This window comes from Burkholderia sp. Ac-20345 (assembly GCF_017104825.1).
In the GTDB taxonomy this organism is placed as follows: Bacteria; Pseudomonadota; Gammaproteobacteria; order Burkholderiales; family Burkholderiaceae; genus Burkholderia; species Burkholderia lata_B.
In genome coordinates, this window is record NZ_JAAGPO010000039.1 from 53,512 (window position 1) to 68,616 (window position 15,105).

At 68.4% G+C, this 15,105-nt stretch carries 13 protein-coding genes; 1 reads left to right on the forward strand and 12 read right to left on the reverse strand.

Annotation, left to right across the window (positions count from 1 at the left end; genetic code table 11):
• Positions 1-6 precede the first annotated feature (6 nt).
• Positions 7-1,029, forward strand: a complete 1,023-nt coding sequence (locus tag G3O06_RS16585) for a LacI family DNA-binding transcriptional regulator (protein WP_205816798.1) — start codon at positions 7-9, stop codon at positions 1,027-1,029.
• A 32-nt stretch (positions 1,030-1,061) separates the two neighbouring features.
• On the opposite strand, the gene G3O06_RS16590 is transcribed toward G3O06_RS16585, so the two are convergent.
• From G3O06_RS16590 to G3O06_RS16645, 12 genes are all read right to left on the reverse strand, one after another.
• A complete protein-coding gene (locus tag G3O06_RS16590; RefSeq protein WP_174914906.1) occupies positions 1,062-1,922 on the reverse strand; it encodes a carbohydrate ABC transporter permease in 861 nt (286 codons plus the stop codon).
• Entirely contained in the window at positions 1,919-2,788 is an 870-nt protein-coding gene (locus G3O06_RS16595) for a sugar ABC transporter permease (protein ID WP_174945852.1), read from the reverse strand. The genes G3O06_RS16590 and G3O06_RS16595 overlap by 4 nt, the downstream gene beginning before the upstream one ends.
• A gap of 34 nt (positions 2,789-2,822) precedes the next feature.
• The gene (locus G3O06_RS16600) at positions 2,823-4,061 is read right to left on the reverse strand and encodes an ABC transporter substrate-binding protein (protein ID WP_174980640.1); all 1,239 of its coding nucleotides are present in this window, start codon (positions 4,059-4,061) and stop codon (positions 2,823-2,825) included.
• A 243-nt stretch (positions 4,062-4,304) separates the two neighbouring features.
• On the reverse strand, positions 4,305-5,513 hold the full coding sequence (locus G3O06_RS16605; RefSeq protein ID WP_205816799.1) for a porin: 1,209 nt from the start codon (positions 5,511-5,513) through the stop codon (positions 4,305-4,307).
• A gap of 167 nt (positions 5,514-5,680) precedes the next feature.
• Positions 5,681-6,619, reverse strand: coding sequence for a helix-turn-helix domain-containing protein (locus G3O06_RS16610; RefSeq protein WP_041493501.1), 939 nt, complete (start codon positions 6,617-6,619; stop codon positions 5,681-5,683).
• A gap of 61 nt (positions 6,620-6,680) precedes the next feature.
• Positions 6,681-7,268 carry a DUF3156 family protein gene (locus G3O06_RS16615; protein ID WP_205816800.1) on the reverse strand — a complete coding sequence of 196 codons (588 nt, stop codon included), beginning with the start codon at positions 7,266-7,268 and terminating at the stop codon, positions 6,681-6,683.
• Complete coding sequence (locus G3O06_RS16620; protein ID WP_174914916.1) at positions 7,265-8,767, reverse strand: APC family permease; 1,503 nt, start codon at positions 8,765-8,767, stop codon at positions 7,265-7,267. Before G3O06_RS16620 ends, G3O06_RS16615 begins: the two co-directional genes overlap by 4 nt.
• Positions 8,768-9,004: 237 nt before the next feature.
• Positions 9,005-10,345 (reverse strand): aspartate aminotransferase family protein, encoded by a 1,341-nt coding sequence (locus tag G3O06_RS16625; RefSeq protein WP_205816801.1) that lies wholly within the window; start codon positions 10,343-10,345, stop codon positions 9,005-9,007.
• A gap of 77 nt (positions 10,346-10,422) precedes the next feature.
• The gene (locus tag G3O06_RS16630; RefSeq protein WP_205816802.1) at positions 10,423-11,925 is read right to left on the reverse strand and encodes an aldehyde dehydrogenase family protein; all 1,503 of its coding nucleotides are present in this window, start codon (positions 11,923-11,925) and stop codon (positions 10,423-10,425) included.
• A 187-nt stretch (positions 11,926-12,112) separates the two neighbouring features.
• Complete coding sequence (locus tag G3O06_RS16635; RefSeq protein WP_205816803.1) at positions 12,113-12,790, reverse strand: hypothetical protein; 678 nt, start codon at positions 12,788-12,790, stop codon at positions 12,113-12,115.
• A gap of 51 nt (positions 12,791-12,841) precedes the next feature.
• Positions 12,842-13,582: a LuxR C-terminal-related transcriptional regulator gene (locus G3O06_RS16640; protein ID WP_205816804.1), complete on the reverse strand. Its 741-nt coding sequence runs from the start codon at positions 13,580-13,582 to the stop codon at positions 12,842-12,844.
• 163 nt (positions 13,583-13,745) lie between these two features.
• Positions 13,746-14,627: a neutral zinc metallopeptidase gene (locus tag G3O06_RS16645; protein ID WP_175005712.1), complete on the reverse strand. Its 882-nt coding sequence runs from the start codon at positions 14,625-14,627 to the stop codon at positions 13,746-13,748.
• Positions 14,628-15,105: the final 478 nt, after the last annotated feature.

Here is a 15,105-nt window from a genome sequence, read left to right on the forward strand (position 1 = left end):
GAATCGATGAATGACAAGGAAAGAAAGCCGTGGGTAACGGCGTCGGATGTCGCGGCGCGGGCGGGCGTATCGCGCTCTGCGGTGTCGCGCGCGTTCTCGCCGACAGCCAGCATCGCACCGCAGACGCGTGAGCGCGTGATGGTCGCCGCGCGCGCGCTCGGCTACCAGGTCAACCTGATCGCGCGCGACATGATCACGCAACGCAGCAGCATGATCGGCGTCGTGACGGCCGGGTTCGAGAATCCGTTTCGCGCGCGGCTGCTGTCGGACCTGATGGCCGCGCTCGGGCAGCGCGCGCTCACGCCGCTCGTGACCAATGCGGAAGATCCGCGCCAGGTCCGGCAATCGCTCGAACAGCTGCTCAGCTACCGGATCGCGGGCCTCGTGATGACATCGGCGTCGCCGCCGCTGTCGGTCGCGCAGCAGTATCTCGAACACCGGATCCCGGTCGTGATGATCAACCGCGAGGCGAATCTGCCGGGCGCGGACATCGTCGTCAGCGACAACGCGGCGGGCGCCGTCCATGCGGCGCAGCGGCTCGTTCGGGCCGGCGCGCGCCGGCTCGCGTTCGTCGGGCCGCGCGGCGCGAGCTACAGCGCGCAGTCGCGCGCCACCGCGTTCGAGCATGCGATCGGGCGCGGCGACGCGTTCGACGCGACGCTCGCGCACGTGCTCGACACCCCATCCGATACCCATGCGAGCGGGATCGAAGCCGCGCGGCAACTGTTCGCGAGCGGCAAGCGGCCCGACGGCGTGTTCTGCTCGTCGGACCTGCTCGCGCTCGGCGTGATCGATGTCGCGCGCAGCGAATTCGGGTTGCGCGTGCCGGACGACGTGCGCGTGATCGGCTTCGACGACATCCCGGCCGCCGATTACGACGCGTATCGGCTCACGACGCTCCGGCAGGACACGCGCGGCCTTGCGCAGGCCGCAGTCGACCTGCTTGCCGACAGGATGCAGACGTTCGACGGCCCGTCGCGCACACGCATCGTGCCGGTCACGCAGGTGGTGCGGGCCAGTTGCGCATGACGGATTGAAATCGGGCGCGGCGACGCCGCGCGTCACTTCAGCCCGCCCGCGAACCCGCGCAACAGGTAGCGCTGCACATAGCCGGCCACGGCCAGCGTGGGCAGCGACGCCATCAGACCCGCGCTCATCAGGTCGCCCCAGTCGATGCCGTTCTCCGTCACGTAGCCGGCAATCGCGAGCGGCAGCGTGAAGCGGCTCGGCGTCGACACGAACAGCAGCGCGATCAGGAATTCGTTCCATGCGGCGATGAACACGAAGATCGCGGTCGCGATCAGCCCCGGCGCGCACAGCGGCAGCACGATCTGCACGAGCCGTCGCGCCAGGCCCGCGCCGTCGATGCAGGCCGCTTCCTCGTATTCGATCGGCACGTCGCGCACGAACGCGAGCAGCATCCAGATCGCCATCGGCAGCGCGTAGATCTGGTACGCGAGCATCAGGCCGAGCGTCGAATCGAGCAGGTGCAGCCGCTTCGCGAGCGCGAACAGCGGCACCGCGATCGTGATCGGCGGCATCAGCTTCAACGCGAGCACGAGCACCAGGAACAGCAGGTCGAGCCGCGCCGGAAACCGCAGCCGCACGAGCGCGTACGCGGCCGGAAACGCGAGCGCCAGCGCGAGCAATGTCGTGCCGAAACCGACCAGCAGCGAATTGAACAGCGGCGCGCCGATACCGTTGGACCATACCGAGGCGAAATGTTCGAAGGTCGGCGCGGCCGGCCAGATCCGCAACGGATGATCGAGGCGTTCGAGCGTCGGCATGAACGCCGCGCCGGCCATCCACAGGCACGGCAGCAGCAACAGCGCGAGCGCGGCGATGCGCAACGCCCACGGCATCGCGCGACCGAATGCGGCGCCCGTTCGCGCGCCCGTGACGCCTGCGGATTGCGCGGTCATGCGCGCCGCTTGCGAACCGTCTGCCATACGTACCCCGAGACCAGCAGCGCGGACGCCGCGAGCATCAGCACCGACGCGGCGCTCGCCGGCCCGACGTTGAAGAAGCGGAAGCCCGTGTCGTAGATATAAGTCGACAGCGTCTGCGTCGCGTTGCCGGGGCCACCGCCCGTCAGCGCATAGACCTTGTCGAACAGCTTGAACGTGTCGATCGAGCGCAGCAACATTGCGAGGCCGATCTGCGGCGCCGCGAGCGGCAGCGTGATGTCGCGCAGGCACTGCCACTCGCTCGCGCCGTCGGTGCGTGCGGCTTCGTACAATTCCTGCGGGATCGACTGCAGCCCCGCGAGCACGATCAGGAACGCCATCGGCGTCCACTGCCACACGTCGACGAGCGCGAGCGACCACAGCGCGAGATGCGGATCGGACAGCCAGCGCACGCCTTCGATGCCGAACGCCGCGAGCAGCGCGTTCAGGAAACCGTCGAAGTTGAGCCAGTTGCGCCAGATCGCCGAGCACACGAGCGTGGACAGCATCATCGGCAGGATCGCGAGCGGCAGCGCGATGCGCCGCCCCGGAAACGCGCGTACGAACAGCAGCGCGAGGCCGAAACCCAGCGCGACTTCGGCGAGCGACGCGACGATCGTGAAGCGCAGCGTGTTGCCGAAGCCGGCCGTGAACGCGTCGTCGCCGAGCACCGCGCGATAGTTCGCGAGCCCGGCAAACGCGCGGCGGCCGGCCGAGTAGTCGACCTGGCAGAACGAATCGATCAGCACCTGCGCGACCGGATACAGCGCGAGCGCGGCGAGCACCAGCAGCGCGGGCCCGAGCAGCGCGACGAACGGCAGGCTGCGGCCGAAGGCTTTCATGCGCCGCGTCCCGGCGAGGGTTCGAGACGCGCCGTCACTTGCCGGCCGCGGCCGTCGCCTGCGCGATCTTCTGTTGCGCCTGGCGCAGCGCGGCGTCAGGCGCGGCCTGCCCCGTCAGCGCGAGCTGCAGCTGGTCGCCGAGAATGCTCTCGACCTGCTGCCAGTCCTTCACGCGCGGCCGCGCACGGCCGGCTTCGAGCGCCTTCAGCTGATCCGGATACCAGCGGTACTGGCGCACCAGCGCCGGGTCGTTGAACACGCTGCGGCGGGTCGGCGGAATGCCGATGCCGGCGAGGCGCGTCTGCGTGTCGCGCGCAGTCAGGTACGCGAGGAAATCCTGCGCGAGCTTCGCGTGCGGCGCGTCCTTCGGAATGCCCATCTGCCAGATGCCGAGCATCGGCGCCGGGCCCGCGGTCTGCCCGGGCGGCGGCTGCAGCGCGATCTGGCCGACCACGCGCGACTGCTTCGGATCGTCGAGCGCCGGCACCCACGCCGGCCACACCTCGATCGACTGCGCGGCCGTGCCGCGCTGCAGCGCATCGCGCACTTCCGCCGCGCCGTACACGTCGACGTCCTTCGGCGCGGACGCCTTCAGCGCGAGGAAGGTCTTCAGCGCGGCCTGCGCTTCGCGCGAATCGATCGTCACGTTGCCGGCATGGTCGAACACGTCGCCGCCGTAGGCCCACAGGATCGGCAGGAAGCCCGTCACGACCGGGTTGCCCTTCGTGCCGCGGAACACGACGCCCGACACGCTCTTGTCCGCGCCACCGACGGTCTGCGCGATCTTCAGCACGTCGTCCCAGTTGCGCGGCGGCTGCAGCTTGTACTTCGCGAGCAGGTCCTTGCGGTACGCAAACATCTCGACGTTGCCGACGATCGGCAGCGCGTACAGCGCACCGGCCGCGTTGCGGCCGAGCGCGACGGCGGACGGCACGAGATCGGCGTCCGCGAGCGATGCGGGCAGCGGCTTCAACCAGCCGTTGCCGATGAATTCGGGCGCCCACGTGTCGTCCATCATCACGAGGTCGTATGCGCCGGTGCCTTCGCGCATCGACAGCTTGAGCTTCTGGTACAGGTTCGCGTTCGGCAGCTTGAGCAGCTCGATCTCGGTGCCCGGGTGCAGCTTGTTGAAGCCGGCGACGGCGTCGGCCAGCCCCTTGCCGTAGATGTCGTCGCGGCCTGCGATGACGAGATCCGCGGCAACGGCGTGCGTGGCGGCGAAGGACAGCGCAAGGGCGGCGGACAGCGCGCGCAGGCGGCTCAGCAAGGTCATGAGGTCTCTCTCGTTCGGCGTGGTGGCGGGACGGCCAGGCGTTGCACACGTGTGCAACGCGGGGGATGCTTGTGGCCGCCTGTAGCGAACGCCATTGTTCACGCCGATCGTTAAGAATTTATGGCACGCGGCGGAAGAGGCCGCCGCCGTGCCCGGCCGCCCCGCCCGCCTGGCGGGTCCAGCCCGGCCTCCCCGGCCGGACTTTCCCGGCCAGACCTCCCCGGCTGGACCTTCCCGGCCAGATCAGAAGTTCACGCGGATCCCGGCCATCACCGCCAGTTGCCGGCTGGAGTTGCTGTTCGCGAGCACCGGGATCTGCGCGTAGTTCACCGCGTTGCCGTTCGCGTCGGTGCCGAGCCCCTTCCCGCTCGCGATCTGGCCGATCGCGACCGCATACAGCGCCGTGCGCTTCGACAGGCTGTAGTTCGTGCCGACGTTCACCTGGTGGAACCGCGTCGTGCCGCGCCCGTCGGTATGCGCGGCATTGAAGATATAGGCGACGCCGCCCTGCAACGCTGGCGTGAACATGTACGTGGCGTTCAATTCACCGATGTCGAACGTGAACGCCTGCGTGCGCGGCTGCGCGGTGGTCGAGAAATAGCGGCTGTCGCCGAGGCGCGTATGCGTATAGGTGAGTGCGATCGTCGCATCGCCGAACGTGACCGACCCGCCCGCGCCGAACGCGCGCATCGAGCCGGCGTCCTGCAGCAGGCAGTACATCGCACCCGGGTTGCTGCACGCGAAATCGCCGATATAGCCGCTCGCGCCGCCGAGCGCCGCGTCGAGTGGCTGGTGCAGGTCGAGGTAGCCGACCGAGAACGCGATCGGCGCGCGCGTGTACGTCGCGGCCACCGCATAGCCGCGCTTCGCGGAGAAATCGCCGGCCTGCCCGCCGAAGCTGAACGTGCCGCCGAACGTGAGGCCGTTGAAATCGGCGCTGGTGAACTTCACCGCATTGTTGAAGTTGAACGCGGCGTTCAGGTTGTCGACGTCGCCGAGGTGCGAGCCGTACGGCGTCGCCCAGTTGTTGCTCGACACGTACGCGCCGAGCATGTCGGTGTACGAGTCGTACTGGCGGCCGAGGCCGAGCGTGCCGATGCCGTCCTGGCGCAGCCCGACCCACGCCTGCCGGCTGAAGGCCGTGCCGCCCTGCAGCGCCTGCCCGTTCGCCGACAGGAACTGCTGCTCGAGCGTGAACACCGCATTGAGCCCGCCGCCGAGCGGCTCGGCGCCCTGGAAGCCGAAGCGCGACGGCACGAGGTTGCCGCCGCCCATCTGCCACGCATGGCCGCCGCCCGTGCTGCCGTCGGCGCGCGTGAACTGCTGGTTCGTCGAGTAGATGATGCCGGTGTCCACGGTGCCGTACAGCGTCACGCTGCCCGAGGTCTGCGCGTGTGCGTGCATGCAACCCAGCGTAGCCGCAGCCGCGGCCAGTCGTCGTCCGATCTTCATGTCCCGCCCCTCTGTTGTCATCGATTCGCAGTGCAGATCGATGGAGTTGTCGATATGGGTGACAGGACTCTATCCAGCGAAAATTCAGGACCTCTATCGCAAATCGGCAAACAGTGGCACGCATTGCCCGCGACGTTGCCCGGCGGCGCCGCCACGGTGCGCGTGCGTCATTCGGGGCGCGTAGTCTGGGAAGGCAGCTCGCCGAACAGGTCGCGATACTCGCGCGCGAAATAGCCGAGGTGCGTGAAACCCCAGCTCGCGGCAGCCTCGCCGACGCCGAGCTGCTGCACGGACGTCGTGCGCAGCATGCGGCGCACCGCGTTCAGCCGGATCGTGCGCAGATAGCCGACCGGCGTGACGTCGGCCACGCGTTGAAAGCTCGTTTGCAGCGTGCGACGGCTGCAGCGCAGCGCGCGGCACAGTTCGAGCACGGTGACGGGTTCCTCGGGCCGGTCGCGCAGATGCTTCTCGCAACGGCTCACGATGTCGCTGTAGGTGGCGTGCGTGATGTCGCGGCGCTCGACGCCGATGCCCTGCTCGAGCGCATCGAGGAACATGCCGAGCATCGCGTCGCGGAACATCTTGCGGGTGGCCGCGTATTCGAGGTGGCCCGGATTGCGCTGCGCATCGTCGATCAGCGCCGACAGCCGCACGCCGAGCGCGACGCCCTGCTCGTCGGACAGCCGCGTCACGTGGCGCAGCTTGCGTGCGCCGGATGCGCCGAATTCGGCTTCGCACAGCTCGTCGACCATGTCGGACGCCGCGCTGATCCCGACGAGCCCCATCCCTTCCGGCGTGTGGAATTCGAAATCCTCACCGGCGCGCAGCGCGAGCAGCGCATACCCGTCGACGGGCTGGCCCTGGAACGTGCCCGCGAGCGGCACGGACAGCGGCACCGCGAGCGACGTGCGCCCGGCCGGCGCGAGCCCGGTTTGCGCGACGCGCCGGTTGGTCGTTTCACGGAAGAAGTGAAAATCGTCGTACAGCACCTGCGTGACGGTGCCCTTGAAGCGGCCCGGCGTCATCTGGCGGTAGACCTGATGCCAGCCCGCGATCGCGAGCCCGTGATCGTGCACGTCTTCGTGTGAGCGTGACTGGAACAGCATCGGCATCTCCGGTAAAACCCTTAAACGCGGCCGCCGGTTCCCCGGCGCGCAACGCCACAGCTTACCCGTGCAAAATCCTGCGTAGTGCGGTTTCGAACGCAAGACAGGCCGCCGACAGCGCAGTGGCCTGCTCGCCCGTCAGGCGAACGTAGCGGCGGAACGACGGCATCCGGTTCACGACCTCGCTGCCGCCGAACGGCACGATCGCGAGCGTCCAGCGGCCGTCGCGCGCGTCGATCGTACAGTCGGTCAGGTGCAGCGGTCGCAACGCATCGGCCAGCGACGGCTCGGCGACCAGCGCGGCCACCGTGTCGACGAATCCGGGGTCGCATCCCGGCGCAGCCACCGCGTCGACGCCGGTGCGGCGCAGCCAGCCGGTCTGGCGCACGCGCGCGCTGCCCTGCGCGGCCGGGCCGCACGCGGTTGCCGCCACCTTCACGCTGACCGTATGCATCAGGAACTGGCGGTCGACACGCTCGTCGACGCTCACGCGCACGCCGTTCGGCAGCCGGGCCGTCAGGCTGCCGGCCCCGTCGGCATCGCGCTCGGCGCGCAGGTCGGCCAGCACGCGCGCAGCGATCGCACCGGGCCGATGGCCGGGCGGCGGCGCATCGGGCGCCGCGCGCCAGCGGGCGAGCGCGGCCTTCACGATGCGACGTGCTCGTTGCGCAGCACTTCCTCGACCGGCACCGGCTTGAACGGATGCCGGCGCTGCACGACGAGCGTCCAGAACAGTGCGTACAGCGCGGTGAGCCCGAGCATCGCGCCGAACGGCACGTAGATGTCGCGCGCATTCATGCCGGGCGGCGTGATGTACCAGATCGCCAGGATGATGCCGACGCTCGATACGATCTGCGGCAACGGGAACAGCGGCGAACGGTACGGGCGCGGCAGGTCAGGCCGGCGAATCCGCAGCATCACGACCGACGCGGTGACGAGCAGGTACGCGGTGCCCCACGCGCAGGTCGCGGCGAGCACGAGGTGCAGGATGCTGTCGAGATTGCCGTTGATCAGCCACGCGTGGAAGATCGGCACGATCGCCGCCGCGACGATGCCGACCACGGGCGTCTTGAAGCGCGGGTGCAGGTACGCGAAGCAGCGCGGCAGCGCACCGTCGATCGCCATCCCGTACAGGATGCGCGGCAGCCCGGCCATCAGCGTGTTGATCGTCGCGGCGCCCGCACAGAGGAACGCGATGCCAAACCAGATGCGGCCGAACGGCCCAAGCACCTGCAGCGCGAACGCGGGAATCGCGCCCGGCGTGTCGAGCAGGTGCGTGAGGCCGTCGGGGCTCACCGGCACGTTCGCGACCTGGCGGCGGATCGCCGCGCCGTACAGGAACATGCAGATCGCGACGCCGACGAGGCCGAGCGCCATCGCGCGCGGGATCGTCTTGCCCGGCGATTTCATTTCCGGCGCGAGCGGCGTGACGAACTCGCAGCCGACGAACATGAACATCGCCATCCCGACCAGCGACAGCACGGCCGGCACCGACGTGCCGACTTCCGAGCCGCCGAACCAGCCGTCGAGATGCACGGCCGGCGCGGCCGCAAGACCGAGAATCCCGAAGATCATCAGCGACAGCCACATGCCGGCCGTCAGCACGATCTCGAGCTTGCTGAACACCTTGATGCCGATGATGTTGGTGATCGCGAACGTGACGACGAGGCCGACGCCGACGAGCCACGAGCTGTTGTGCTTCTCGAACGCGGCATTCAGCGATTCGAAATTGACGAGCGCCATGATGCCGCTCAGGATCGTTTCCGCCGTGCCGGCGAACACGTGCACGAGGAAATACGCGGAGATCGTGCCGGTGATCGCCCAGAAGCGGCCGAGCCCGCACGACAGGTAATCGTAAACCGAGCCGGCCGTCGGCAACATCGCGGCGGCTTCGGAGAAGGTCGTCGCCTGCGCCTGCATCATCACGAACGCGATGATCATCGCGACCGCGAACGCCCAGCCGCCCATTCCGAAGCCCGACGTCGCGGTGAGAATCACCGGGCTTGCCATGATAAGGCCGACGGCGCTCGCCAGCGCGGTCGGAAAACCGACCGCACCCGCGTTCAGCGCCGTGCCGCCACCCGCTTCAGCCGGCGTGCCGGCGGGCGTGCCGCCCGCTGCGCCGGTAACTCCTGACCATCCCGACATCCCTGTCTCCTTCCTGTGTCGACCCTGGCCGCCGCTTCGTCGGCGGCCGGGGTTCCATGGCTTTGCGGTCAGCCCGGGGCGGCGCTTCAGCGCTTCGATTCCCGGGCCCCCTGTCGATCACACCTCGATCCGATGTCGAAAAAATACGCAGGCAAAATAATCCGGTCATAGCGCAAATCGGCAAACCGGCGACAGCTGTACTGCCCGCCGCCGGCGTGCCGTCACGCTGTCATCCCATCACGCGAACGGCACGGCCTCGAAGCCCGCCGCGAGCGCGTCGACGATCCGGTCGAGCTGCTCGCGCTGGATCACGAGCGGCGGCGACAGGATGATCTTCGTGCCGACCGGGCGCACCAGTACGCCGTTCTCGCGCGCGACTTCCGCGACCGCGTTCGCATAGCCGGACAGCGGGTCGATCGGTTCGCGCGTGTCCTTGTTTGCGACGAGGTCGAGCGCGAGCATCAGCCCCTTGCCACGCACCTCGCCGACCGCCGCGAAGCGTTCCGCGAAAGGCTTCAACGCTTCGAGCAGATACGCGCCCTGCTTCGCCGCGTTCGCCGGCAAGTCTTCCTTCACGACGATGTCGAGGCTCGCGATCGCGGCCGCGCATGCGACCGGGTGGCCCGCGTACGTGTAGCCGTGCATGATCGCGCCGCCAAAATCGGCGTTTGCGGCGAACGCGTCCTCGATCCGCGCGTTCACGACCGTCGCGCCGAGCGGCACGTAGCCCGACGAAATCCCCTTCGCGAGACACATGATGTCCGGGCGCACGCCCCAGCCGCGGCTGCCGAACATGCTGCCGCTGCGGCCGAAGCCGGTCACGACTTCGTCGGCGATCAGCAGCACGCCGTAACGGTCGCACACCTCGCGCACGAGCGGCCAGTAGTTGGCCGGCGGCACGATCACGCCGCCCGCGCCCTGGATCGGCTCCGCGATGAACGCAGCGACCGTGTCGGGGCTCTGGAACTGGATCTCGCGCTCGAGCATTTCCGCACAGATCCGGCCGAGTTCTTCGGGATCGTGCGTGAACGGGTTGCGGTACAGCCACGGCGTTTCGACGTGGAAGCAGCCGGGCAGGTTCGGCTCGTAGTTGCGGCGGAACACCGTGTTGCCGTTCACCGACGCGCCGCCGAAGTGCGTGCCGTGATAGCCCTGCTTCAACGAGATGAACTTCGTGCGGTCGGCCTGGCCGCGCACCTTCCAGTACTGGCGCGCGATCTTCAGCGCGGTCTCGATCGAATCGGAGCCGCCCGAGCTGTACAGCACGCGGCGCATGCCTTCCGGTTCGAGCATGTCGATCACCTTCTTCGACAGTTCTTCCGCGCGCGGATGCGAAATGCCGTCGAACAGCTGGAAGTATTCGAGTTCGTCGAGCTGACGCACGATCGCGTCCTTCACTTCCTGGCGGTTGTGGCCGACGTTCACGTTCCACAGGCCCGCGACGCCGTCGACGAGCTTGCGGCCCTCTTCATCGAACACGTAGCAACCGTCGCCGCGCACGATGCGGATCGGCTTGCGTTGCTTCATCTCGTTCGGGTGCACCATCGGATGCCAGAATTTCGCTTCGTTGTAGCTCATTGCAGTCTCCACTGTCGGATCGTTTGAACCTGGGTCGTTCTGGTTCAGGGTTCGAGGTTCGGGGTTGATGCCGCGCGTCAGTGCGCGATGCAGACGGATTTGGTTTCAGTGAAGCCTTCGATCGCGTACTGGCCGAATTCGCGGCCGATGCCCGATTGCTTGTAGCCGCCGAACGGCATCGACGGGTCGAGCGGGATATGGCAGTTCACCCACACGGTGCCGGCCTCGATCTGCGGCACGAGGTTCATCACGCGCTTCAGGTCGTTGCTCCAGATGCTCGCGGCAAGGCCATACGGCGACGCGTTCGCGAGGCGCACCGCGTCGGCCGCGTCGTCGAACGGCACGACGACGATCACCGGGCCGAACACTTCGTCACGCACGATTGCGCTGTCCGGATGCGGATCGGCGATCACGGCGGGCTTCACGTAGTAGCCGGGCAGGTCGTCGGCCGGCGCGCCGCCCGCGAGGAACGTCAGGCCCGCGCGGCGCGCGCCTTCGATGTGCTGGACGACCTTGTCGCGGTGGTGCGCGGAGACCAGCGGGTTGATTTGAGCGGTCGTGTCGAGGCCCGCGCCGAGCTTCATCGACTGCGCGACGCCCGCGAGGCCGTCCGCGAGCTGGGCGAACTTGCTGCGGTGCACATAGATGCGCGACGCGGCCGCGCACACCTGCCCCTGGTTGAAGAACGCGCCGGCGGCGACGCCGTCGAGCGCCTGAGCGACGTCGATGTCGTCGAGCATCACGATCGGGTTCTTGCCGCCCAGCTCGAGCGAGAAGCGCGTCATGTTCTGCACGGCCGCCGCGCCGACCAGCTTGCCGGTCGCGGTCGAGCCCGTGAACGAGATCTTCGCGATCGACGGGTGGCTCGCGAGCGCCGCACCGCACACGCGGCCGCCGGTGACGACGTTGAACACGCCGGGCGGCACGCCGGCTTCGCGTGCGAGTTCGGCCAGGCGCAGCGCGGTGAGCGGCGTTTCCGGCGACGGCTTCAGCACGATCGTGCAGCCGGCCGCGAGCGCGGGGATCAGCTTCCACACCGCGATCATCAGCGGGAAATTCCAAGGCACGATCGCGGCGACCACGCCGACCGGCTCCTTGCGCGTATAGGCCGTATAGCGCGCGCCGGGCGGGAACGGGATCGACACGTCGAGCGTCTGACCGGTGATCTTGGTCGCCCAGCCGGCCATGTAGCGCACGTATTCGACGCTCGCACCAACTTCGATCGCGCGCGACACGTGGATCGACTTGCCCTGGTTCAGCGTTTCGAGCTGCGCGAGCGTTTCGGCATCACGCTCGATCAGGTCGGCGAGTTTCAGCAGGATGCGTTCGCGGTCGGCCGGGCGCAGGCCGCTCCACACGCGGGTGTCGAATGCGTGCTTCGCGCTGGCGACCGCGCGGTCGACGTCGCGTTCGTCGGCGTCCGCGACCGTCGCAAGCCGCTCGCCCGTCGCGGGGTCGTACACGTCGAGCCGCGCGGCCGCGTGTGCGGGCTGCATTTCACCGTCGATGAAGAGGCCGAAATCGCGCGCAACGAAGGTGCGCACGGTGTCGCTGACGGCGACGAAATTCGTGGTGCTCATGGGCGTCTCGAGGATTGTCGTGGCTGGACCGCATGCGCACGGGCACGCGGGCGTCGTTCCACTGTATCGACGAGGGTTCGCGCCCGGTGAGCGCAAATTGGCAGCGCGTGGGCGCTGGGGGGGCGGGTTCGAACCCCGCGGGATGGCTGGCGGTCGAGGCAGTCAGTCGGCCCGGGACCGACGCCGGTCAGCCACTGACGTTCATGCAGCCTGCTTGACCGACCAGTTCGTTTTCCTTCGCACTACCCGATGTAAACAGGCAAAAGCTGGCGCCGAGATCGCTTTCGAATTCCATCAGGAAGTCCAGCCGGCCGTCGCGATCGAGGTCGCCCGCCCAGATCAGCGACGCGCTGAACGGCGGCGAGCTGCCATCGAAGTCATGCAGGACCGATCGCTTGCCGTCGCCTTCGGCAATCACCGCACCGGATACCGTGTGGCGCAGTGCGTACCGGCGGCCGTGAAAACCGAAAGGCAGCGGGCTGCCGCCAGGCTCGATCGCCCTCCCGTCTTTCGGAAACGCCAGGTTCGCCGCGTCGACCTTGCCCTGCCTGAGCGACTTGCAGCGGAACAGCGCCACGGCTTTTCCGAGGTTTGACTTGATGTCGACGATGTCGCCGCTCGGCTGCGACGGTTCGAACCGGACGCTAGCGGGTGCGAGCTTCCAGCGGTTCCCGACCGGAATCAGCCCGAGCCACCCGCCACCGGGATAGTCACCGGCCTCGCCGACGTCGTCCGGGGCGATCCGGGTCGGTTGCAGCACGAGGCAAGGATCGGGCTCACTCTCTTGCGCGAAGGCTGTCGAGGCCGTCGCGGCACCCAGCAGGACAAGCAGCACGGCCAGCAGCGCTTTGGCGTTGGTATTCATGAATCGGCGATCGCGAAAGGTTCGAAGTCCGGACCGCAATTATCCGACGAATTACAGGAACAGCGCCCCGACCAGTTCCGTGCGGTTCGACACGCCGAGCTTGCGGTACATGCGCATCAGGTGCGTCTTGACGGTCGGCTGGCCGAGCGCGAGATCGCGGGCGATCTCCTTGTTCGAGCGGCCGTCGCGCACGAGGCGCGCGATCTGCTCCTCGCGATAGGTCAGCCGCTCCTCGCAGCCGATCCGGTGGATCCCGCGCCGCGCGCGCAGCAGCGGGCTCAGCGCGGCTTCGGCAACGGGTTGCAGCCGTGCGAGCGCATCGATCTCGCCGGGCGCGAACCGCCCGGCCGTGCTGTTGCCGGCCACGCCGCCGCGCGTTTCGCCCGACCCGAAGCGCAGCAGCGAGAACGCGCCGACCGTCCGGCCCGCATCACGCAGCCAGATCTCGACGACGTCGGCCACGTCGTGCCGCCGCAGGAAACGGGTCCAGTATGCGGACGCGTCGCGCCTTTCGTCAGGCAATTGGGAAGCGAGCGTGACGACCGCGCACTCGCCTGCCGCGCAACGTGACGGATGCAGCGGATCGAGCATCCGGTAGCGCGCGACATAGGTGCGATGCATCGATTCCGGCATTCCGAACAGCTCGAAATCGGCCGGTTCGCCACTCTGGTCGAGCCGGTAGAACACGATCGCGGACGGGCTCGCGAACGCGTCGAACGCGTCCACGCACGCGCGCAGCGCGCGTTGCCAGTCGGCGGCGTCCTGATCCGCGGGAATGGTTGTGGTCGGCATGGTGGAATCGGCTGGCGGGCGAACGTATCGAAGATCGAAGTTCGGGCCAGCCTACCGGCGCCGAAAAGCGCCGGTGAGCACAAATCGGCAAATCGTCCCGGCCCGGCCGGCATCGCGGGTTCGGCCGGGACGATGCGGGCGCGCGACGTTACGCGCGCCGCTTTCAGCGTGCGTTCGCGGCGAACGTGTCGCAGGCGCTCAGTTCGCCCGACTCCATCCCGCGCCGCAGCCAGTACACGCGCTGGTCGCTGGTGCCGTGCGTGAAGCTCTCCGGTACGACATAGCCCTGCCCTTGCTGCTGCAGCCGGTCGTCGCCGATCGCGGCGGCGGCTTTCAACCCCTGCTCGAAATCGCCGGGTTCCATCAGCCGCTGGTTCGCGCGCTGCGCGTTGTTCGCCCACACGCCGGCAAAGCAGTCGGCCTGCAGCTCCATCCGCACCGACAGCGCGTTCGAGTGAGCCTGGCTCGCCCGCCTGCGCGCGGCGTCGACCTTATCGGAAATGCCAAGCAGGTTCTGCACGTGATGGCCGACTTCATGCGCGATCACGTAAGCCTGCGCGAAATCGCCGCCCGCGCCGAAACGCTTGCGCAGTTCGTCGTAGAAACCGAGATCGATGTACACCTTGCGGTCGCCCGGGCAATAGAACGGCCCCATCGCGGTCTGGCCCGTGCCGCATGCGGTCGGCGTCGAGTTTTCGAACATCACGAGCGTCGGCGGCTGGTACTGCGCACGGAGCTGGGTGTTGAACACACCCGTCCACGTGCGCTCGATATTGCCGAGCACCTTGCGCGTGAACACCGCGCCCGGTTCGTTCGCCGCCGCGCCCTGCCGCTGGCCCGGCGCGGGCTGCGCCTGCTGCTGGCGGCCCTGCAGCGCCGACGCGCCTTCGAGCACCACGCGCGGGTCGATCCCGAAGAAATACGACGCGGCGAACGCGATCACGATCGTGCCGATGCCGATCGTCGCGCCGCGCCCGCCGCCGAACCCGCCGGCGCCGCGGCGATCCTCGACGTTCGTGCTTTCCCTTTCGTCGTCCAGCCTCATAGCCGGCCCTCCCTGTTCTTGTCGATGATCCGGCGCGCGAGCGCGCTACCGGGCGATATGTTGTCGTGGCGCGATCCCCTGCCGATGCAACGCCCGCGCGTCGAGTGCGCGCACACGCCGGGATCGCCGGCCTGCCGCTCCGCTCGCACGACGGAATCGGCCGGCCGATGTGCCGCGCGTCGATACGCGGCCCGCCCGCGCTATTCTGCCGGGCTTTCGTGACTTATCGCAAAAATGTGGAGGATAGAGCGATTCGGCGCCGGACATCGTCAGCCTTTGCAAAATGGCCCGCTGCCGCCCCGGTCGACCGGATGCGGCCCGCGTTCATCCTTTCGGCTGATACCGGCGCTCGCCGGCGCCGCCTAAAGTGACCGGAAACGACACCTTTCCGGAGCACGACATGACCCACCCGCAACCCCGCACGATCGCGATCACCGGCGCTGGCACCGGTATCGGCGCCGCGTGCGCGCGCCGCTTC